Origin of the sequence: Microbacterium sp. NPDC076768, from assembly GCF_040687205.1 — a bacterium.
In the GTDB taxonomy this organism is placed as follows: domain Bacteria; phylum Actinomycetota; class Actinomycetes; order Actinomycetales; family Microbacteriaceae; genus Microbacterium.
Window position 1 is genome coordinate 1,004,835 of the sequence record NZ_JBFBMU010000001.1, and the last position, 20,797, is coordinate 1,025,631.

18 protein-coding genes and 1 tRNA gene are annotated in these 20,797 nt (G+C 61.4%); 13 read left to right on the forward strand and 6 right to left on the reverse strand.

Annotated features, from left to right (window positions below):
* Positions 1–70 precede the first annotated feature (70 nt).
* The 3 genes from AB0O87_RS04960 (at position 71) to AB0O87_RS04970 (ending at position 2,422) form a co-directional block, all read left to right on the forward strand.
* Positions 71–159 (forward strand) — tRNA-Ser (locus AB0O87_RS04960).
* 153 nt (positions 160–312) lie between these two features.
* Entirely contained in the window at positions 313–1,326 is a 1,014-nt protein-coding gene (locus AB0O87_RS04965; RefSeq protein WP_363512296.1) for a DUF6226 family protein, read from the forward strand.
* Positions 1,327–1,519: 193 nt separating this feature from the next.
* Positions 1,520–2,422, forward strand: coding sequence for an Abi family protein (locus AB0O87_RS04970; protein ID WP_363512938.1), 903 nt, complete (start codon positions 1,520–1,522; stop codon positions 2,420–2,422).
* Between the two features lie 199 nt (positions 2,423–2,621).
* Here AB0O87_RS04970 and AB0O87_RS04975 read toward each other — a convergent pair whose 3' ends face one another.
* A complete protein-coding gene (locus AB0O87_RS04975) occupies positions 2,622–3,530 on the reverse strand; it encodes a LysR family transcriptional regulator (RefSeq protein ID WP_363512298.1) in 909 nt (302 codons plus the stop codon).
* A gap of 71 nt (positions 3,531–3,601) precedes the next feature.
* Between AB0O87_RS04975 and AB0O87_RS04980 the strand changes: the two genes are divergently transcribed.
* Positions 3,602–4,522, forward strand: a complete 921-nt coding sequence (locus AB0O87_RS04980) for a DMT family transporter (RefSeq protein WP_363512300.1) — start codon at positions 3,602–3,604, stop codon at positions 4,520–4,522.
* Between the two features lie 81 nt (positions 4,523–4,603).
* On the opposite strand, the gene AB0O87_RS04985 is transcribed toward AB0O87_RS04980, so the two are convergent.
* From AB0O87_RS04985 to AB0O87_RS05000, 4 genes are all read right to left on the reverse strand, one after another.
* Positions 4,604–6,916 (reverse strand): glycoside hydrolase family 3 N-terminal domain-containing protein, encoded by a 2,313-nt coding sequence (locus tag AB0O87_RS04985; RefSeq protein ID WP_363512302.1) that lies wholly within the window; start codon positions 6,914–6,916, stop codon positions 4,604–4,606.
* Between the two features lie 62 nt (positions 6,917–6,978).
* The gene (locus AB0O87_RS04990; protein WP_363512304.1) at positions 6,979–7,869 is read right to left on the reverse strand and encodes a carbohydrate ABC transporter permease; all 891 of its coding nucleotides are present in this window, start codon (positions 7,867–7,869) and stop codon (positions 6,979–6,981) included.
* A gap of 10 nt (positions 7,870–7,879) precedes the next feature.
* Positions 7,880–8,842 carry a sugar ABC transporter permease gene (locus tag AB0O87_RS04995; RefSeq protein WP_363512306.1) on the reverse strand — a complete coding sequence of 321 codons (963 nt, stop codon included), beginning with the start codon at positions 8,840–8,842 and terminating at the stop codon, positions 7,880–7,882.
* Between the two features lie 71 nt (positions 8,843–8,913).
* A complete protein-coding gene (locus AB0O87_RS05000) occupies positions 8,914–10,179 on the reverse strand; it encodes an extracellular solute-binding protein (RefSeq protein WP_363512308.1) in 1,266 nt (421 codons plus the stop codon).
* A gap of 221 nt (positions 10,180–10,400) precedes the next feature.
* Here AB0O87_RS05000 and AB0O87_RS05005 point away from each other — a divergent pair, with 221 nt between their 5' ends.
* The gene (locus tag AB0O87_RS05005) at positions 10,401–11,402 is read left to right on the forward strand and encodes a LacI family DNA-binding transcriptional regulator (RefSeq protein WP_363512310.1); all 1,002 of its coding nucleotides are present in this window, start codon (positions 10,401–10,403) and stop codon (positions 11,400–11,402) included.
* Positions 11,403–11,432: 30 nt separating this feature from the next.
* Here AB0O87_RS05005 and AB0O87_RS05010 read toward each other — a convergent pair whose 3' ends face one another.
* A complete protein-coding gene (locus AB0O87_RS05010; RefSeq protein ID WP_363512312.1) occupies positions 11,433–12,353 on the reverse strand; it encodes an aldose 1-epimerase family protein in 921 nt (306 codons plus the stop codon).
* Positions 12,354–12,445: 92 nt separating this feature from the next.
* Between AB0O87_RS05010 and AB0O87_RS05015 the strand changes: the two genes are divergently transcribed.
* The 8 genes from AB0O87_RS05015 (at position 12,446) to AB0O87_RS05050 (ending at position 20,794) form a co-directional block, all read left to right on the forward strand.
* Positions 12,446–13,687 (forward strand): ROK family transcriptional regulator, encoded by a 1,242-nt coding sequence (locus AB0O87_RS05015; protein ID WP_363512314.1) that lies wholly within the window; start codon positions 12,446–12,448, stop codon positions 13,685–13,687.
* Positions 13,688–13,725: 38 nt separating this feature from the next.
* Positions 13,726–14,577, forward strand: a complete 852-nt coding sequence (locus AB0O87_RS05020) for an ABC transporter permease (protein WP_363512316.1) — start codon at positions 13,726–13,728, stop codon at positions 14,575–14,577.
* Complete coding sequence (locus AB0O87_RS05025; RefSeq protein WP_363512318.1) at positions 14,574–15,347, forward strand: ABC transporter ATP-binding protein; 774 nt, start codon at positions 14,574–14,576, stop codon at positions 15,345–15,347. Before AB0O87_RS05020 ends, AB0O87_RS05025 begins: the two co-directional genes overlap by 4 nt.
* A 35-nt stretch (positions 15,348–15,382) precedes the next feature.
* Complete coding sequence (locus AB0O87_RS05030; protein ID WP_363512320.1) at positions 15,383–16,426, forward strand: ABC transporter substrate-binding protein; 1,044 nt, start codon at positions 15,383–15,385, stop codon at positions 16,424–16,426.
* The gene (locus AB0O87_RS05035) at positions 16,423–17,511 is read left to right on the forward strand and encodes a Gfo/Idh/MocA family oxidoreductase (protein WP_363512322.1); all 1,089 of its coding nucleotides are present in this window, start codon (positions 16,423–16,425) and stop codon (positions 17,509–17,511) included. The genes AB0O87_RS05030 and AB0O87_RS05035 overlap by 4 nt, the downstream gene beginning before the upstream one ends.
* Positions 17,512–17,513: 2 nt before the next feature.
* Positions 17,514–18,947, forward strand: a complete 1,434-nt coding sequence (locus AB0O87_RS05040) for a sulfatase (protein ID WP_363512324.1) — start codon at positions 17,514–17,516, stop codon at positions 18,945–18,947.
* 93 nt (positions 18,948–19,040) lie between these two features.
* The gene (locus tag AB0O87_RS05045) at positions 19,041–20,663 is read left to right on the forward strand and encodes a sodium-dependent transporter (RefSeq protein ID WP_363512325.1); all 1,623 of its coding nucleotides are present in this window, start codon (positions 19,041–19,043) and stop codon (positions 20,661–20,663) included.
* The gene (locus AB0O87_RS05050; protein ID WP_363512327.1) at positions 20,660–20,794 is read left to right on the forward strand and encodes a methionine/alanine import family NSS transporter small subunit; all 135 of its coding nucleotides are present in this window, start codon (positions 20,660–20,662) and stop codon (positions 20,792–20,794) included. The genes AB0O87_RS05045 and AB0O87_RS05050 overlap by 4 nt, the downstream gene beginning before the upstream one ends.
* The last annotated feature ends 3 nt before the right edge of the window (positions 20,795–20,797 follow it).

Here is a 20,797-nt window from a genome sequence, read left to right on the forward strand (position 1 = left end):
GCTGGTTCGTCACGGCTCTCATGAACAGTTATGATGGCTAGGTGCATCCGTGCTTTCGGGTCGGATGCCTGGAGACGTCGCATAGTCCGGCCTAGTGCACCACCCTGCTAAGGTGGAGACCTCGCAAGGGGTCCAGGGGTTCAAATCCCCTCGTCTCCGCAGATAAAACCCCCGCTTATGCGGGGGTTTTTGCGTTTGACTGTTCGTCGGGACGGGGTCCGATCTGAGGGCGTTTTTTGGAGGTGTCCTCATGAAATACTGGCGGCGAGTCTCGGCCCTTATTTACTGAGTGGTTCGAAGGTGGTCGTGTAAGTGGCAGAAAGCATCTTCCCCGCACCGGTGCGTCCGTTGCCTGAGCCGCTGTCTTCTGCGGCGATCCTGGTCTTGCCAGGCTCTGAATCTCCAGCCCCGATCCGGTTCGTGGAGGGGTTCGAAGAGTTCGCGTCCTACGTGTGCGAGCAGGGTGGGGATCCTGCCAACTTCGTGCAGGACATATCGGCGCTGTGGGGGTTTCTCGACCGTCGCAAGGCGGTTTTGGAGTCGGTGGAGCTGGCGGATTCGGCGGCCCGCTTCGTGGGCAATGTGATCGCGGTGGTGCATCCAGCTGCGTCGTGGCGTAGGACGCCTGAGCTTGAGGTGGGAACGTCAACTCGATCTATCCCCGTGGCAGAGCTGGTGCGGATCATGGTCGAGCAGTCCGAACTGGTGGACGAGTTTATGGACATGCTGTCATCGTGGTCCCAGGCCGATCAAGACGCGTTCGAGATGAGCGCGCTGATGGAGGTCGGGTCGCAACCGCTCTTGCGGGTACCGCCTGTCCGCTTCGAACGGCCCGCGCTCCCTCAGCAGGACTACCTTGATGCCGTAATCGAGTACTTGCAGGCTTGGTATGTCGTAGATGTTGAGCGGCGGACGGTTGATCAGGAGACGCGGACGGTGCTTCGTCCTTCTACTGGAGCGACCGTGACCATTGCGGCGGCCGTTGATTCGGTGCAGATCCAGGGTGGTGCACTATTCCGGACTGTAGTTCCGCAGTGTTCCTGTGACGCGTGCGACGAATCAGCTGAGTCCGTCGCCGATGAGGTCGAAGACACCTTGCTGGCCATCGCGGCCGGCGGCCTTCGGGAAGTGTGCCCCGTCGGGCATAGGCGATGGCAACACGCGCAACTTTGTCACCTCGGCGGCGAACGACACTCGAGTAACGGTGAACCCGACCCCAACCTCACCGCGGACGAACTCGAGCAAGCCACCAAAATGCTTCGGGAGCTTGATGACGGTTGGTGGCCAGCCTGGACATTCCGTACCGACCTTGCGCAGTCAGTTTGAAGTGTAGCTCGGCCGCGCATGCTGGCCAGCCGACTAGAGCATCCGCGTAGTCTGCTCTCAACTGAGCCAGCGTCCCGAGAGGGGACGGCACTGGAGGGGGCACACTCGAGCGTGATATTGTTTGTGTAACACGACCGGTTCCGCTCCTTCGGGGGTCCAGGGCCGGTCTTTCTTTGTATGAGATGCTGACTTGGTGGAGCCGAAGCCGCACAGCACATACTCGGAGCAGATTGAACTCCTCCGGGACAGCGGCATGCTTGTCGATGACGAAGCTGCCGCGCTGGCGTTGCTTCGACGTGTCGGATATTACACACTCAGTGGCTATTCGTATCCGTTTCGGTTTAGGGATGCAGTGGGCGTGCGCACCGGTCGCTTTTACCCAGGAACTTCGTTGCCGCAGGTGGAAGCACTCTGGGCCTTCGATAATCGTCTGCGGCTTGCCACACTTGGGCCACTGCAGCACGTCGAAACATACCTTCGTGCTCTGCTGGGTTACAAGCTTGGTGAAGTCGATCCGATGGTCCACCGCAAGCGCGAGCTCCTATCACTGGATCGTCCGTCCGATTACCCCAAGTGGATCCAAAAGCTAGACGGGCAGCTCAGAGACTCTCGCGAAGAATTCATCGTTCACCACAGAGAAAAGCGTGAATCGGTTGTTCCAGTATGGGTCGCAGTGGACGTTCTCGACTGGGGTGGGCTGTCTTACCTATACACCTTCGCTCCCCTCAAGGTTCGAGACGACATTGCGGCCACGTTTGAGCTGAGTGCAGCGCAGCTGAAGTCGTGGATGCGAGCCCTGAACGTTGTCCGAAATGTTTGTGCTCATCACTCCCGCCTTTTCAACCGGCACTACTCCTTGACCCCAAAGCTTCCACGACTCGGCCAGCATCCTTCACTCGACGCCATCAACGAAGTCAAGGACAGCACCTTCGCTATGCTCACGCTCCTTCAACATCTCGCATCACACACTGACGGCGTGAACATGAGAATCTTGCCAGCTGTAATGAGTAGCTTTCCGGCCACGAGCGGCCTCGAGACTTCCGCTACCGGGGCACCCGCAGAGTGGGCGCAGTTAGAGCTATGGCGCACACCATGATGCGCACGAGGGGTCCGTCAAACGAATGTGCGAAGCGTCCCAGGCACGCGGTTTCAGCGCTACGCGCGTGCGAAGAGTTTGCGAACAAATCAACGTCCTTGAACGTCGCTGATTGATCCGGTCAGGGCGCAATTTCACGCTGCTAAGGTGGTGTTCAGTTTCTTGCGAGACGGTGGCCATCCGGTCTCAGTCGCGACAGTTAGATATTCTCTGAGCGCGTGTCTACGGCGAGCTTGCGCAACACCCCGAGCACCTCCCGCACGCGGGCGTGGGCGAGTGAGTCTCGGCGAGCGAGTACGTCGACGTGTCGTTCGAGGTGTGCTCCGACCACTGGCCGGAGTACCATTCCGTTCACCGCGAGCGAGCGCGCGGTAAACCGCGGCATGACGGCGATTGCTGCTCCGGCTCGTACGACCTCGGCTGCGACGGTGAATTCATTGATGCGGTGCGCAATGCGTGGCGGCCCACCGATGAGGGCCCCGATATGGTCTAGCACTCCGCTCAGGGGGAAACCTTCGTGAGTGGAAATCCAGACTTCATCGCGCAGCAGCTCGAGATGGATTTCGTCCTGCTGTGCCAGCGCATGACGTGCGGGGAGAGCGATATCGAGGGGTTCTTTGAGGAGCGGAACTGAGACGACCCGTTCCATGGGCCACTCCGGGTTGTGGCTGAGGCGGTGCGCGATCACAAGGTCGAAGTCTGCGGTGAGGCTCGGGAACTCGGTGCGTGCCACGTCGGCGTCCGCCAGGGACAAGCTTTGTTTCCCATTCAATGTCTTCAAAAGAGGGCCAAAGAAGGTCAAAGCTGCGCTGTGATAAGCCGATACCGTCACGACCCGCTCCGGCGCGGCAAGGAATGAATCGATGGAGTCTTTCGCGATGGCGAGAGCCTCATCTACCCGGATGCTCGCCCGCGCGAGCGCTTCGCCCGCGTCGGTAAGCACGAGTGTGCGCCCCCGTTTGATCGTCAGAGGAACGGGAGTGGTGGATTGCAGGGCCGCGAGTTGTTGCGAAACAGCTGACGCGCTCACGTGCAATGCAGCCGCGACAGCGACGACACTGCCGCGATCACCGAGCTCGCGAAGCAAACGTAGACGTACAGGATCCATAAGTAATTTCTAACAGGACGATCAAGAGATTGCCGGATGTTCTTAATGATTGTCCACGACAGAGTGAGGCAGTGACTACGCATCGAAAGTCGGAGCTGACCGTCGACCTGCTTCTGCTCGGGGTCGCGGCGGTGTGGGGCGCGAGCTTTCTGTCGTCGAAGGATCTGGTGGCGGACGTGAGCGTGACATCAGCGGTCGCGCTGCGCTTCACCGTTGCTGCGCTCGCGACGGGGATCATCTGTGTCGTTCGGCGAGAGCGGCTCCCGAGAGGGAGCGGCCTCGTAATAGCAGCGTCACTCGGGCTTACACAAGCCGCAATCATCGGCCTCGAGACCTGGGGTGTGAGCCTCACCTCGGCAACCAATGCGGGTCTTTTGATCAGCCTCGCGCTGATAATGACACCGGTGCTTGAAAGTGCTGCTTCCAGATCGTGGTTGCCTCGATCGTATTTTGTCGCAGCCGTTGCAGCGGTCGTGGGGGTGGCGCTGCTGGTTTCCGAGGGGGGATTCCGGATGCCGACTCTGGGTGACGCTCTTGTAATCGCCGCAGCGACCGTGCGGGCGATCCATGTCACTGCGAGTGCACGGCTCCTGGTAGGGCGTTCGGACAGCTCGCTGGGGGTCATCTTCCTGCAGATGGTCGTCTGTGCAGTCGCCTTCATACTGGCGGCGGGCGAGGCTCTTCCGCTCGCGATCGCTCAACTCGATCCTTCTGGGTGGGGCAACGTGCTGTTCCTCGGACTCCTGTGCTCGGTGTTCGCTTTCATCGTGCAGCTGTGGGCGGTGCGGCGGACCTCCGCCACCAGGGCCAGCATTCTGATGGGGACCGAACCTGTGTGGGCGATCGCGGTCGGCGTCTACATCGGTGGTGAGGTGATCGGTGCTCCCGGATTGTTCGGGGCGGTGCTGATCATCGTCGCGAGTTACATCGGTCAGGCGATCGAGCGTCGGCATCGACTGACGAATGTGCCGATCGCGATCGATCCCGCGTAGCGGGCGATCCACAGCGGAACGAGTAAAGGCTCAGGATGATCGCACCTCGATCATCCTGAGCCTTCGCTCGTAGTGGGCTGTCTACCGCTGGGCGATCTGCACGGTGCGAGAGTCGTCGCCGCTGACGATGTGAACCGGTCCGTGCATCGTGAGGGTGCCCAGCGGAGCTGCCTCAGTTTCGCAGTCGCGTCCGACCCAGAGCTTGATGTCACCAGGCTCGACGACGCGCTTCATGGATCGATCGGTGAAGGCAAGGCGCGTGGCGGGGATGCGCATCGTGACGGTGCGCGATTCGCCTGCGTCTAGGGATACCCGAGTGAACGCAACCAACTGTCTGGTCGGCCGGGTGACAGAGGCGACCACATCGCGTGCGTACACCTGCACAATCTCGTCACCGGCGCGCTCGCCGCTGTTCGACACCGTCACCTCTACAACGATGTCTTCGCCCGCGCGGATCTCCGTGTGGATGAGCTGAGCATCGCTGTATTCGAACGTGGTGTAGCTGCGGCCAAAGCCGAAGGGATACGCCGGTTTGGTGGCGACGTTCGATACGTCAGACGCTCCGCCGAGCGTTGGATGCAGGTAGGAGTACGGCTGGCGTCCGGCTGAACGAGACATCGACACGGCAAGTCGACCAGATGGATTCACGCGACCGCTCAGCACACCACTGATCGCCGACGCTCCTTCTTCACCAGGAAAGAATGCCTGGACAATCGCCGCACCGCGCTCGGCCGCCCACTCCACCGAGTACGGGCGACCAGAGACGACGACCACCACCACAGGGGTGCCCGTGTCGAGGACGGCTTCGACGAGCTGCCGCTGAACGCCGGGCAGTTCCAGGCTGTCGGTATCGCATCCCTCTCCGACGGTGCCGCGCCCGAACAAGCCAGCACGATCGCCGACAACCACAACGGCAGTCTCTGCCTGCTCCGCCAGCGCTACCGCACCGGCAATCCCGCCGTCATCTGGCGAATCAACGCCGCATCCTTCTTCGAAACCTGCGATCGAATCGAACTCCGAGGAGAGGGCATCGAGAACTGTCGCCACCTCGATGCCGTCTGCGACCTGGGGGTGCTGAGGCAAAACGTGGTTGATGAAGGCGTAGCAGCCGAAGAGTGCAGCGGTGCGGCCTGCGTTGGGCCCGATGACGGCGATCCGGGTCTGCGGCGCGAGCGGAAGAATATCCGCCGCCTCGATCAGCGTGACCGATTTCTCGGCGATCTCGCCCGCCAGCGCCCTGTGCTCTGGAGAGTCCAAGTTGATGCGCTCATCCTGGCCGTCGTCGTCGAAAAGCGTTGTCTGCGGATCGAGCAACCCGAGCTGTTCTTTCTGCAGGAGGACGCGACGCACGGCGCGATCAACGAACTCGACGTCGAATTCGCCGCTACGAATTCGTTCCGCCAACGGGGCGAGGTATGCCTTCCCTGTCGGCAGCTCGATGTCGACGCCAGCGCGGAGCGCAAGCTCCGCTGCCTCGCCCAGATCAGCGGCAATGCCGTGCAGCTGGTGAAGGAAGGCGACTCCGAAATAGTCGGCGACGACCGTGCCGTCAAAGCCCCACGTGTCACGCAGTAGGTCGGTGAGAAGTGCCGGATCAGAAGCCACAGGGATGCCGTCGATCTCTGCATATGAGTGCATCACCGACTGAGCGCCCGCATCGCGGATCGCCATCTCGAACGGTACAAGCAACACGTCGGCCACTTCGCGCGGGCCGGCATGAACCGGGGCGAGGTTGCGGCCTGCTCGTGAGTTCGAGTAGCCGACAAAGTGTTTGAGCGTCGCGATGACCCCGGCGCTCTGCAGACCCCGTACATAGGCGGACCCCAGCTCGCCGACAACGAAGGGATCTTCGGCGATGCACTCTTCTACGCGACCCCAGCGCACATCGCGAATCACGTCCAGCACGGGAGAGAGGCCCTGGTGCACTCCGAGCTGCGCCATGCTCGTGCCGATCATCGCCCCCATCCGCTCGATCAGGTGTGGATCAAACGTGGCACCCCACGCAAGCGGGGTAGGAAAGGTCGTTGCCTGCCAGGCCGCGAGGCCGGTGAGACATTCTTCGTGCGCGATCGCAGGGATGCCCAGACGCGTGTTGTCGCGGAGCCAACGCTGCACCGAGCGCAGGGACGAACGCCCATGCGCGGGAGTGACCGGGACAGTGCCGAATACCCGGGTGAGGTGCCCGAGGCCATTCTGAGCGAACGATTCGAACACGACGGGCTCGCCCCCTTGTTCGTCCTGCATCGGGGCAACGCTTTCGCCCGTGTCGGCGGCACCTGCCCAGATCCCGACAAGTTGCGCGAGCTTCTCGTCGAGTGTCATCTGAGTCAACAAGTCTTCGACGCGGGAGAGGCCGTGCTCCGTGGGGACAGAATGCGGTGTAGCAGTGGTCATTGTGAGGTCTTTCAGTTCGTAAAACGAGAGGAGCGAGCGCAGAGCATAAGGGTGACGGTGAGTCAGCCTTTGAACGCGCCGTCCATTACTCCGGCGACCATGCGACGGCCGACAAAGAAGAAGAGAACAAGGAGCGGGATCGTCGCGAGGAACGAGCCGGACATTGCCAGGCCGTAGTCGACGAAGTACTGGCTCTGTAGCGCCTTGATCGCGAGTTGCACTGTGTAGTTCTCGGGCGACTGGATCACGATGAGCGGCCACAGGAAGTCATTCCAGGCCGTGACGAACGCGAGCAGACCCAAGACAAAGGCCGCAGAGCTGACAAGAGGAAAGGCCATGCGCCAGTAGATCTGCCAGGTGCTGCAACCGTCTAGGCGTGCTGCCTGCACGAGCTCATCGCTGAGGACGGAGGAGATGTGCTGCCGCATCCAGAAAATTCCGAATGCGCTCGCCATGCCTGGCACGATCAGCGCCTGCAAACTGTCGATCCATTCCAACTGCGACATCACCATGTAGAGGGGAATGATCGAGAGCTGCGTCGGGACCATCAGCGTGCCGATGACGAAGACGAAGAGCACATTGCGTCCGCGGAATTGGAGCTTCGCAAAGGCGAAACCGCCGAGTGTGCACAGCACGATCTGAGCTACGGCGATACTGCCAGCGACGAAGAACGAGTTGATGATGCTCTGAATGAACGGAACGGTGGTGAACACCTGCTCAGCCAGGGTGAAGAAGTTGCCGCCTGGCACAACGGTCGGCGGCATCTGTGACACCGCGGCGGAGTCGTTCGTCGAGACGATGAACATCCAGTAGAGCGGGAAGATGCAGACAATGGCCGCAAGAATCAGGAAGAGGTAGGTCCACCAGCGCACGCGACCGGAGAACGCGCGCCTGCGTGCCTTTTTCATGGGGACGGCCACTTCCGCAGCGAGTGAAGACATGGTTTCAGTCATGATGTCGCTCTCAATCGTCCGACGAGATTCGCCGGGACAGGAAGAAGTTGATGATCGAGAAGGCGACGATCAGCAGGAACAGCACCACGCCGATCGCTGAGCCGTAACCGAACTCGAAGTTTCCGAAGCCTTGCTCGTAGAGGAAGAGTGTGAGCGTTTGGTACTGCCGGCCTGACCCACCGGTGAGCCCGGGGGAGGAGAGCAGTAGAGGCTCTGTGAAGATCTGGAGGCCGCCGATTGTGGACACGATGACCGTAAAGATAATCACCGGACGCAACGAGGGAATGGTCACAAAGAAGAACTGCTTGACTCCGCCAGCTCCGTCGATGGCTGCCGCCTCGTAGATGTCTTTGGGAATGGCCTGCAGTGCAGCGAGGTAGATGAGGGTGTTGTAGCCAAACCAACGCCACATCACCATCGTGGCGATCAGGATGTGGCTGCCGAGGGTGTTCGCCTCGAAGTCGATGTTCTCGATGCCGAACAGACCGAGAAAGAAGTTGATAAGGCCGTAGTCACGTCCGAACAGCGATGCGAAGACGATCGTGGTGGCCACCACTGAGGTGATGTACGGCACCAGCATTGCCATGCGGAAGAAGTTTGCGAACTTGAGCCGCGCGTTGTTCAGCAGCTGTGCCAGGAAGAGCGCGAACAGCAGTTGCGGCACAGTGGACAGGATCCAGATGCTGAACGTGTTGCGTAGCGCATTCCAGAAGCGCGGGTCGCCATAGAGCGTCGCAAAGTTCTCGAAACCGATGAACGTTTGCTCTCCGATGGGGTTCCACTCGAACAGGGCGACGTAGAAGGTGAACAGTGTCGGAAACAGTCCGAAGATGCCGAAGATGATGAAGAAAGGCGCGACGTATAGGTACGGTGACGCCGTATCCATTCGGCTGGCCGAGCGGATCTTGCGCGACGTGACGCGAGCTGACGCTCTCTTCGACTTCTCCGCCGGTGGGGAGGTCGTGAGTTCCACAGTGAACTTCTTTCGCTTGTGCGGGGACGGGGTCGAGCGAACATCTCGCTCGACCCCGTCAGAGGGATGGGCTACTTAAGAGCCGTCTTGACGTTGTCCATAGCGCGGTCCCACGCTCCGGATGCCGACTCTTCGCCGTTTTCCACCTGACCGATGGTGTTCTGAATCGCGTTGTCGATGATGCGCTGCTGCGGGCCTTCGTAGATGGGCTGGATCGCCTCGACGCTCTGCGAGTAGATCGGTCCGACGGGTGCGTCATTGAAGAACGTGCTCGTGAACTCCTGGATGTCAGGGGTGTCGTAGAGCTCCGGCGTCGAGGGGAAGTTGCCGTTCGCCTGGAAGATGTCGAGCTGCTGCTCTGGGGCCATCAACCACGAGATGAAGTCGAAAGCCGCCTGTGCGTTCTTCGAGTTCTTCGGAATGGTGAGCTGGCTTCCGCCCCAGTTGCCTGCATCTTCGGGAACGGCGGCGATGTCCCACTTGCCGGCCGTGTCTGGTGCCTGCTGCGAGATGTACGTCGTCATCCACGCGGGTGCGGCCAGCACGGCGAAATCACCGTTGTTCATGCCGGCGTTCCACTCTTCACTGAATGAACCTGTCTTCGATGACAGGTTGACCGAATCCACTGCTAGGTCGAAGGCCTTTTGCACCTGCGGGTTGCTGTCGTAGACCAGGTCGTCTGGTCCGTCGCCGTAGTACATCTCGTTGCCCTGGCGGACGGCTGCGTTGTAGACCGAGTTGGTGACGTTGTCGACCATGCCCTTGCCTGTAGCAGCACGGTACTCGTCGCCCACCTTGATGAAGTCTTCCCACGTGGGCCAGAGAGCGCTGACTTCGTCGCGGTCGGTCGGGAGCCCGGCGGCCTCAAAGAGGTCGGTGCGGTAGGCCATGGCCAATCCGCCCACGTCGGTGGGGATTCCTACGACCTCACCGTCGGCGGCAACGCCCTGTTCCCAGCGCCAGTCAAGAAAGGTATCTTCGATGTCATCTGCACCAAGGGTGCGCAGGTCGATGAAGTTCTGCGGCTGTGCCTTGAACTGCGACATGTAGCCAATCTCGATGGCTGCCACGTCAGGGCCCTTGCCGCCGGCGAGTGCCGTGGTGAGCGCTTGTGCTTGCTCGTCGGCGCCACCCGCATTGGTGATCTTCAGCGTGACGTTCGGGTTTTCTTCCTGGTACTTGGCGAAGGCTTCGTCTAAGCCCATGCCGCCAAACGTCCACACGTTCAGTTCGATCTTCCCGCCATCAGCGCCGGAAGAGCCGCCTGAGCAGCCGACCAGGAGTGCCAGGGCGGCACCACCAGCGACCATCGCGGTGAGAGTCCGTCTTGCCTTCATTCGTTCCTCCACATTGAGTCGATTTAGCCATCGTTGGCTCGCATGAGTTAGGCGCTGCGTCAAAAAGGAAGCGCTTCCTTTCTTGCGATACTGGTACCGTAAGTGCAAATGAACGGATGCGCAAGCGCTCTTCCCTGCTCGGAATGTTGCGATCCGGCAACAAAAGGTAGCGCTTCCTTTGATGGCGAATCAGCTCGAGGTTGCAGAACGGGGGAGGCGTAGTGGTAACTCTCGACGACGTCGCAAGGCTTGCTGGCGTATCGCGGACAACCGCGTCGCGTGCCATGAACGGGGTGGCGACGGTAAAGCCAATTCGCGCTCAGGCTGTGCTGAATGCCGCCGAAACGCTCGGCTTCCGTCCGAACCCGGCGGCGAGATCGCTGGCGCGAGGTCGGCACGACTCCGTCGCGCTCATCATTCCCGAAACCGATATCTGGGACATCGGGAACTCGTTTCTCTCTGCCGCTATGCAGGGTGTCATTCGTGAGGTCGCCGCCTCAGAGCAGCAACTCGTCATGGTCATTCGTGCTGCGGGTGAGACGGATGAGAAATTCTTGCGCTTCCTGTCGGCGAGTCATGTCGACGGCGCCATGGTCTTTCTCGAGGCGCACACGACGGAGCTCCCTCGCCTGCTGTCCGACGCAGCGGTTCCGGTTGTCTATCTAGGGCGACCGTTGGAGTCAGACGATCTCGATGTGTCGTACGTCGATTCTGACAACGTGGGCGGAGCGCGCACTGCCGCAGAACTCCTGGTGAAAGCGGGACGACGACGAATCGCCGTCATCACGGGATCGATGGAGCTGGGCGTTACCCAAGACCGTCTGCGTGGGTGGTCTGAATGCCTGAAGGCCCACGGCATTGCGGATGATCTCGTGGCTCACGCTGACTTTCTCCAAGGGGGAGGAGCGGTAGCGATGGCAGAGATTCTCGACAGGGATCCCACTGTTGACGGCGTTTTCGTGATGAACGATCTCATGTCCGCCGGAGCGCTTGCGACGTTGCGGTCGCGCGGACGCGTGGTGCCGGACGACCTCTCTCTTGTCTCTTTCGATGACACTGTCATCGCAACGGCAGTCGAGCCGCGCCTGACGACGATCGCGCAACCCTTCGATGAGCTCGGCAGCTTGATGGTTCGTACGCTGCGCGATTTGATCACCCAGCCAGACGCGGGTCCGTTTCGGGTGACGCTCCCGACAAAAGTCGTGCTGCGCGACTCTGTGTGAGGCGACAGAAATTAGCTCGCTGAACAGAACCTAGCTCGCTGGCGAGTAGCGCACACCCCACGAGATTTCGTGGCTGTCGCCTGATTCCAGCCAGATGAGGTCGGTGCCGGAGTTGAGCGCATTCGGTGGTGCAGACATGGGCTCGAGTGCGACGGCGCGCCCTGTGCCGTCTTGGCCGGGGAAGTCTGCTGGGGTGAACACCTGAAGCCAGCGAAAAGCCGAGTCGGCCCAGACGGCGGTAGCTGCGCCACCTGGTGCTTCTAGTCGCGCCACTTCGGCGCGCTCGCCGGTATTCGCCAACTGGCCAATGGCGACGTTGAGATCTGCGCCAGCAAGCGAGTGCGGTGAGCGCAGGTCGAAGGCGGTGTCGGCGACGGCGTGTTCTGCCACGGGGTTGAGGCGGTCGTCGAGTTCGAGGTAGGACTCTCCGCCGACGCGAAGGGTGAGGTCGTCGGTCGGGGTCTCGCCGACGCGGAAGTAGGGGTGCGCGCCGACTGCCCAGGGTGCCGCGTGCTCAGACAGGTTTTTGGCGCCGTGAGTCACGGTGAGACCGTCGTGCTCGAGTTGGTACGTGACCCAGGTTTCGACAAGAAACGGCCAGCCGTGCTGCGGGTAGATAGTGGCGCCCAGCGACAGCGATCGATCGGATCGGTCGCGCACCTGGTATGCGGTGTTGCGCAGGAGGCCGTGGATCGCGCTCCCTCTGGCAACGTCGGTGACGTCGAGCTGCTGCACGCCGCCATCGAGGGTCCATTGAGCGTCTTTCACGCGGTTCGGCCAGGGGGAGAGCACTATTCCGCACCCGTGCGAAGGAAGCGTGTGAGGGGCCACCGTCTCGGTGAGACGCACGCCTCCGACCCGCACTTCCCGGAGCACGGCCGCGAGGGCACCGATCTCGACACGGACGTTGCCGTCGTCGAGCACAAACTGTTCACCAAGGGGAGAAGTCACGACGTCCAGCCTAGGAGTGTGTGGACGTTTGCCGCGCGGTTGGTTTGCGAGAAATGGTTGACACTGAACCTACGCAAGGTTACTTTTCATACATGCAAAATAAAAGGGTGCAAGCGGCGCACCTCAACGCGGCGAGTGTGCGACAGCACAACCGCCGCATCCTGTTGCAGCTGCTGCGCACCTATGGGGATCTCTCCCGTCGTCAGCTGTCAGAGCGGTCAGGGCTCAGCGCCCCTGCGGTCACCAACGTGGTCGCCGAGCTTCTCGATTCGGGCCTCGTCGTCGACGTCACGCCCGGTCCAGAGAGCGGACTCCCGAAACTCGGGCGTCCGAGCTCGAACGTGGCATTGGTCTCTCGCAGCCACTTCGTCCTCTCGGCGCAGATCGGTGCAGGGGTGCTGCAAGTGGGCGTGGTCGACCTCACCGGAGAGGTGCTGGCCTCTGAGCTGATTGATTTTTCGTTGCCTGCGCAACCGGAAGATGTGATGGCTTTGGCCGTCGAGATGCTCCGGAGGGTGATGGAGACAGCCCACGTCACAACCGCACAGGTGCGCGGGCTTGGCGTCGGCGCAGCCGGCCTCGTCGATGATGATCAGCGCGTGAACCTCAGCTCTCAGAACCTCGGTTGGAGCGAGGTGCACATGGCCGACTACTTCGAGGATGCCCTGGGGGTGGAGGTTGTCGTCGATCACAACGTGCGCGCGATGGCCGTGGGCGAAGCTCGATATGGCGCCGGTCAAGGACTCGAAAGCCTGGTCTTCGTCTACAGCAGGACAGGCGTCGGAGCTGGTCTGATTCTGGGTGGCCGCGAATACCGCGGTGGCACGCACGGTGCGGCAGAAATCGGTCACATGCGCGTCGTTCCCAATGGGGTGCATTGCAATTGCGGTGGCCGCGGATGCCTCGAGACAGTCGTCAGCGACGTTGCCGTCAAGGCGCGGATGCTCTCTGCCGGGCTGATCAGCGCGTCGCCGGATCGCAATGACCATGCCTGGTCTCAGCAACTCGTTGACCTCGTCGTCGAAGGCGATAGCCGGGCGATTGCGATCCGCGACGAGATCGTGGAGTACGTCACCAGCGCGCTGCTCAACATCATCAACCTGTTGAACCCGCAGCTCATTGTCTTGGGCGGCTTGCTGAGCGACCTCTCTCCCGTGCTGATCGACGAACTGCGCGCCAGCATTCCTATTCAGGTGTTGCCGCTTTTGCGCGACACCATCCGCATTCAACCGGCGCACTTCGGTGCAGACGCAGGCATGATCGGCGCGGCCACTGTGGCTCTCGATCAGTTTGTCTTCGGTACGCCGTTACTCACGACTACCCGCTCGCACTGAGCAAAATCACGAACTCACATCGCAACGAAGGGATCGAGTTGACTGACATCAAACCGCAGATGGAGGCGGTGACTCTCGCCAACGAGACGGTGCGTAAAACCGGCTCGGCGCGGCGCAGGTCGCTCGCAGAACAGGGCAAACCGAAGCCCCTCACATGGCTCTACGTCTCGACGCTGGTCGGGGGAATCGCGCTGTGGTGGGGCGTTGCCGCGCTGAGCAACAACGTGCTCGCTCCCACACCGCCAGAGGTCGTGCGTAGCTTCGGCGAAGCGATCGCAGATGGCTCGTTGTGGAAGAACACCGCGGCCAGTGTGCAACGCGTCGTCACCGGATTTGTGCTCGGTGTTGCAGTCGCAATTCCTGCCGGATTCCTGATGGGTTGGTACCGCTGGGGGCGTGGGCTGTTGGAGCCATGGGTGCAGTTCTTCCGCACGGTACCGCCGCTTGCGCTCATCCCCCTGGTCATCGTGTTCCTCGGTATCGGGGAGCCAGCGAAGATCTTCGTCATCTTCTTGGCCGCCTTCCTTTCGTGTGTGCTCGCCACCTTCCAGGGCGTGCGAAACGTCGATAGCACCCTCATCAACGCCGCTCGCGTGCTCGGTGCAAAAGACGGCACGATCTTCCTCAAAGTCGTCGTGCCGGCATCGCTGCCGTTCATCTTCGTGGGTACCCGTGTGGCGCTGGGCGCGGCATGGGCGACAGTGGTGGCTTCCGAGCTCATCGCTGCCGCATTCGGTCTCGGCCGCATGATGCAGGCCGCATCGCAGTTCCTCGACACTCCCCGGATCGTCGTCGGCATCATCATGATCGGACTCCTCGGCTTCATCATGGACAGGCTGCTCCTGCTCCTCGAACGCAAACTCACCGGATGGCAGGAGGTTCGCGCATGAGCAGCATGATCGAAGTACGCGGTGTCTCTAAGTACTACGAGACCACCCGTGGCACCGTCAAGAGCCTCGAAAACGTCGATCTCGACGTAGCGACGGGCGAGTTCATCACCCTCGTTGGCCCGAGTGGCTGCGGCAAGAGCACGATGCTCAACCTGATGGCAGGGCTCCTCCCACCCACCAGCGGTGAAGTGCTCGTCAACGGCAACGAAGTGACAGGCCCTGGCCCTGACCGCGGCGTCATTTTTCAGCAGTACGCACTTTTCCCCTGGCTCACAGCCCTGCAGAACGTCGAGTTCGGTCTTGCGATCCAGAAGGTCAAAAAGAAGGAACGGCGCGAGCAAGCCCAGCACTACCTCGAACTCGTGGGGCTCGCTGACTTCGGCGCCGCGCTGCCCAAAGAACTCTCCGGAGGCATGAAGCAACGCTGCGCGATTGCGCGTGCGTATGCGGTGCACCCGTCGATCCTGCTGATGGACGAGCCCTTTGGCGCACTGGACGCTCTCACCAGAGTGAAGATGCAGGAGAACCTGCTGGAGACATGGCAGAAAGAGCGGCGTACCGCCGTCTTCATCACCCACGACGTGGATGAAGCCGTGTTCCTTGCTAATCGTGTCGTCGTAATGAGTCCGCGTCCTGGACGCATCAGCGAGATCGTCGATGTGCCGTTGCCATACCCGCGTACCGAAGAGATGCGCCTTTCCAGTGAGTTCGCCGAACTGCGCGCTCGCGTGTGGCGAGGCGTGCACCACCAGCCAGAACCCGCCGTTTAAATCCGCAATCCCCCCCCCACAGTAAGGACCCAATGATGAGTTCCCTTCGATTCCCCAAGGCCGTAGCAGCGCTCGCCGCAGCGGCAGCCATCGCCCTCACCGTCTCAGGATGCTCGAGCACCGATGACACAGACACATCGACCGACTCTGGGGGTGACGCGCGTGAGCGTGTATCGCTCAACGTCGGCTACATCGACACCAGCATCAACGGTGTGGGAGTGATCGCCGCTGCCAACGAACTCGACCTGTGGGCGGAGTACGGCATCGATGTTGTGCTGACACCATTCACCAACGGTCCGACACAGATTCAGGCCATGCAGGCAGGGCAGATTGACGTGGGCTACATCGGTGGTGGGGCGGCATGGCTGCCCGCGACAGGTCAGGCCACTGTCATCGCCCCGAGTGAGATCTCGCTCGGCGATGTCGTGCTCGCTCGGCCAGGCATCGGCGTAGAAGATCCGGCAGACCTCAAAGGACAGAAAGTGGGCGTTCCTGAGGGTGGTTCTGCGGAGATGATCCTGGCGCTTGCGCTGGCTTCCGCCGACCTCACCCTGGACGACATCGAGAAGGTGGTTCTTGACCCGCCCAACGTGGTGAGTGCCTACGTCGGTGGGCAGATCGATGTCGCTGCGATCTTCTCTCCGCTGAGCGCACAGATCATGGAAAGCGTTCCGGAGACCATCACCGTCGCGAAGAACGAAGACTTCCCCGACACCGCTTTCCTGGGAGCGTGGGTCGCTTCCAACGATGCAGTGGCTGAGAAGAGCGACGGTGTTCAGCGGTTCCTCGAGCTGTACACCGAGGTCAACGACTTCCGTATCGAAGACACCGACCAGGTCGTCGAGTGGGCATCTGTCGAGTCCGGCGCACCGGTCGACCAGCTCGCACAGCAGGCGAGTGTGTCGCTGTGGACGCCGTCAGAGGAGATCCTCGCGAACAACGAAGACGGCACGACGTTCGACCAGTTCGAATCCCTGGAAGACGTCTTCGTAGCGACAGGACGGATGGACGAGGTCAATGACCCAGCCACCTTCGTGAACATCGACCTGTTCGCCGCGGCGATGGCAGCGCGGTCGTGACAGCAGGGAACGTCAGGCTCGGCATCGTCGGCGCAGGTTTTGTCGCTGACTTCTTCCTGCAGGCACTGCAGCATGTGCGTGGTCACGAGGTAACGGTGCTTTCATCGCGCGATGTAGATAAAGGCAACAAGCTCGCCGAAAGGTTCGGTGTGCCCGCTGTGGTGGGCACACCCGCCGAACTCGCAGCGCGCGAAGATGTCGACATCGTGGTCGTGGCTGTGCCGCAAGATGCGCACGTCGAAGTGGTGAGCACCGCGGCAAGCGCAGGCAAAGCGGTGATCTGCACGAAGCCTCTTGGTCGCAGCGGCGCGGAGGCCGCAGCATGCCTCGCCGCCGTCACCGAGGCGGGGGTGTGGCACGGCTATGCAGAAACTGCCGTGTTCTCTCCCGCCGTCGTGCGAGCGAAGGCAATGGTCGATGCGGGAGCGATCGGGCGCGTACTGAGTGTGCGCGCCCGTGAGGCCCACGGCAGTCCGCACAAGCATGCGCTTGATTCCGCACGCATGGGCGGAGGACCGCTTCGGGGCCTCGGCTGCCACGGCGTCGCCGTCGGTCGTCACTTCTTGGAGGGCGCTTCTCCTGTTGACGTTTTCGCGTGGGGCGCACGCCTTGATCGTGATGATGTGGACTCGGAAGACAACGCCTTGATGATGGTGCGCTTCGACGATGGCCGCGTGGCGCAGGTCGAGGCAGGCTGGACCCATGTGCCAGGGCTCGACGTTCGTCGCGAGATTCACGGCTCGAATGGGTGGTTGGGCGCAGACGAGACCGGTGGAGCGGGACTCGATGCATTCGCCGGCCAAGACCTCGGTTATGTGATGGAAAAGGCAGGCGCCACGCGCGGGTGGCTCCGTCCGGTGCTTGATGAACCGTGGGCGTATGGCTACCACGGTCAGTTCGACCACTTCATCGCCAGCTACAACGCCGGGGTCGCCCCGATGCAGACACTCGCCGATGGGGTGATCGACAACAGCATCATCGATGCGGGCTATCGATCGATGGAATCCGGAGTGTGGGAGCCTGTCGATCTTGCATCGATGGCTGAGTTCTCCCGCTCCGGCGAACGCATATCTGGAAAGGGATAAGCATGACGAAAAAACGTCCCAATATCGTCCTCATTCTCACCGACGACCACGCTGCGCACGCGATCAGCGCGTATGGTTCGGTCGTCAACGAGACACCACGCATCGATGAGATCGCAGCGGCAGGGCGGCGAGTTGACCACTGCTACGCGACGAACTCGTTGTGTTCACCCAGTCGTGCCTCGATCCTGACGGGCACCTACAGCCACATCAATGGGGTGAGCACGCTGGAAACGCCCATCGATGCGAGCCAGCCGACGTTCATTTCTCAGCTGCGCGAGGCCGGCTACCGCACAGGCATCGTCGGCAAGTGGCACATGGGAGAAGGGGAGGGGCACAACCCGCAAAACTTCGACTCGTGGGCGGTGCTGCGTGATCAGGGCGAGTACTTTGACCCGCAGCTGCTCACCGAAGATGGTGTGCACATCGAGTCGGGGTACGTCACAGACATCATCACCGACCTCTCGGTGAAGTGGGTCGAGTCGCTCGACGGTGATGAGCCGTGGTGCTTGATGATTCATCACAAAGCACCGCACCGTTCGTGGGAACCTGACCCGGCGCATGCCGACATGTATCGCGATCCGATTCCCGTGCCGGACACGTTCGACGATGACTACGCAGACCGCTCCAGTGCGGCGAAGCACGCCACGATGCGTATCGCCGACTACCTCACCATCGAAGACCTCAAAGAGTTCCCTCCGGAGGGGTTGACGCCGGAAGAGTTGGCGCTGTGGAAGTACCAGCGATACATGGAGGACTACCTCCGCTGTGTCGCATCGGTAGACGACAACGTCGGTCGGGTCGTCGACTGGCTCAAAGAGCGCGGCGACTTCGATGACACTCTGCTGATGTACACCTCTGACCAGGGGTTCTTCCTGGGGGATCACGGGTGGTTCGACAAGCGGTTCATGTACGAAGAGTCGATCAAGATGCCACTGCTCGTGTCATGGCCTGCGCGCATTGCGCCTGGCGCACCGATGGAGCAGATGGTGACCAACGTCGACTTCGCGCAAACAATTCTGGAGGCCGCCGGCGTCGAGCCGCACGCGCGGATGCAAGGAATGAGTTTTCTGCCGCAGCTGACCGACGAGCCGGATCGCCCGACCCGCGACGCGATCTACTACCGCTACTACGAGAACGACGATCAGCACCACCATGCCTTGGCCCACTACGGAGTGCGGACCGAGCGGTACAAACTGATCTATTTCTACAACGACGGGATGGGGATCCCCGGAACCTCCCCCCATCAGTTCGTTCCGGAGTGGGAGCTCTACGACATGCAGGTCGATCCAGACGAGCTGCACAACGTCTATCACCGCCCGGAGTATGCGCAGGTGCGCGAAGAGTTGAAGGTCACTCTGTGGGAGTTGCAGAAAGACCTCGACGACCGCCCGCACCCGAGCCAACCAGTGCCCGAGTTGCTGGCTACCTCTGCCTAGTGGTGTGGTAAAAGTGGGGCCGGTAGCGTTCGCCACCGGCCCCACTTTTTATTGACGTGGTGCGTTGTTCTGATTCTCCGGTAGTCTCCCGGCATGGCCACCGCTACGACGCAGACCCATAAACGCGAAGCATTCGGGTCGCGGAACGTTTTTATCCTTTCGGCGATCGGCTCAGCGGTCGGCCTTGGCAACATTTGGCGATTCCCGTATGTCGCCTACGAAGGCGGCGGTGGTGCATTCCTGATCCCGTACCTGTGTGCGCTGCTCACCGCAGGAATTCCGCTGTTGCTCTTCGACTACGCGATCGGGCACCGGTTCCGTGGCTCGGCGCCGCTGGCCTTCCGTCGGATGCACCGCGCAGCGGAGCCTCTGGGGTGGTGGCAGGTTCTGATCTGCGTCGTGATCGCGGTGTATTACGCCGTGATCGTCGCCTGGGCGGCGATGTACACCTGGTTCTCCGCGCAGCTCACCTGGGGTCCTGGCAACGAGAACGACTTCTTCTTTGTTGACTTCTTGCAGTCCGCCGACGTGGCCAAGGTGGGCGTCTCCACCGAGTTCGTCCCGCAGGTGGGCATTCCGCTGATTGGCGCGTGGCTGATCGTCATTGCGATCATGTCGTTCGGTGTGAAGCGCGGTATCGGCAGGGCGAACATGATCTTGACGCCGCTACTGATGGTCATGTTCGCGATTCTCGTCGTGCAGTCACTCTTCTTGCCAGGAGCGGTCGATGGGCTCAACGCCTTCTTCACCCCGAACTGGGAGGCGCTGGCGGATCCGGCTGTCTGGGCCTCGGCTTACGGGCACATCTTCTTCTCGCTCTCGGTCGCCTTCGGCATCATGGTGACGTACTCCTCGTACCTCAAGCGCAAGACCGATCTCACAGGGTCTGGTCTGGTTGTCGCTTTCGCAAACTCCAGCTTCGAGATCCTCGCCGGCATTGGCGTGTTCGCAGCTCTCGGATTCATGGCGCAGGCGCAGGGCACCGATGTCGCAGGCGTTGCCTCCTCCGGGATCGGTTTGGCGTTCGTGGCCTTCCCGACGATCGTTTCGCAGGCGACAGGTGGCTCAATCATTGGAGTGCTGTTCTTCGGCGCTCTGGTCTTTGCCGGCATCACCTCTCTAATCTCGGTGCTCGAAGTGGTCGTCGCCGCCCTGCAAGACAAACTGGGTTGGGGGCGCGTGCGCACCACGCTCACGGTTGCGGTGCCGCTCTCCATCGTTTCAATGGCGCTGTTCTCCACCACAACGGCGTTGTCGGTGCTGGATACTGCCGACGCATTCGTCAACTCCTTCGGCATCATGGCCGTCGCGCTCGTCGCCGTGATCGTCGTGGCCTGGATGTTGCACAAGCTGCCGGTGTTGGTAGAGCACCTCAACCGACGCTCCAGCTTCAAAGTGGGCTTCGTCTGGAAGATGCTCGTCGGGGTTCTTGTTCCGCTCGTGATCGGTTACCTCTTCATCACCGAGCTCATCGCAAAGATCTCCGAGCCCTACAGCGGATACCCGACGTGGTTTGTCGCGATCTTCGGTTGGGGCATGGTGATCGCGCTGGTCGTGGCCGCGCTGCTGCTTTCTGCCGTGCCGTGGAGCAAACGATCCCACGCCAGGGATGACCCGGAGTACGACGACTTCTTGGTCGAAGAGAAGTACCAACCAGACCCCGAGACCTCCTCGATCCCGGTCGTGGGAACTGCACCGAAGGGAGAGGACGCATGACTCCGCTCGCCATCGTCATGATGATTGTTGCCATGGTTACGGTGTGGGGAGGGCTGATCACCGCGATCGTCAACCTCGCGCGCCACCCAGAAACTGCAGAAGCGGAGCCGACTCCTCCTGTCGAACTCTGACGC

Coding starts and splice junctions, on each gene's coding strand:
- AB0O87_RS04975 (WP_363512298.1), bottom strand. CDS start 3,530: ATGGATCCTGTACGTCTACGTTTGCTTCGCGAGCTCGGTGATCGCGGC.
- AB0O87_RS04985 (WP_363512302.1), bottom strand. CDS start 6,916: ATGACCACTGCTACACCGCATTCTGTCCCCACGGAGCACGGCCTCTCC.
- AB0O87_RS04990 (WP_363512304.1), bottom strand. CDS start 7,869: ATGACTGAAACCATGTCTTCACTCGCTGCGGAAGTGGCCGTCCCCATG.
- AB0O87_RS05000 (WP_363512308.1), bottom strand. CDS start 10,179: ATGAAGGCAAGACGGACTCTCACCGCGATGGTCGCTGGTGGTGCCGCC.
- AB0O87_RS05015 (WP_363512314.1), top strand. CDS start 12,446: ATGCAAAATAAAAGGGTGCAAGCGGCGCACCTCAACGCGGCGAGTGTG.
- AB0O87_RS05025 (WP_363512318.1), top strand. CDS start 14,574: ATGAGCAGCATGATCGAAGTACGCGGTGTCTCTAAGTACTACGAGACC.
- AB0O87_RS05030 (WP_363512320.1), top strand. CDS start 15,383: ATGAGTTCCCTTCGATTCCCCAAGGCCGTAGCAGCGCTCGCCGCAGCG.
- AB0O87_RS05040 (WP_363512324.1), top strand. CDS start 17,514: ATGACGAAAAAACGTCCCAATATCGTCCTCATTCTCACCGACGACCAC.
- AB0O87_RS05045 (WP_363512325.1), top strand. CDS start 19,041: ATGGCCACCGCTACGACGCAGACCCATAAACGCGAAGCATTCGGGTCG.
- AB0O87_RS05050 (WP_363512327.1), top strand. CDS start 20,660: ATGACTCCGCTCGCCATCGTCATGATGATTGTTGCCATGGTTACGGTG.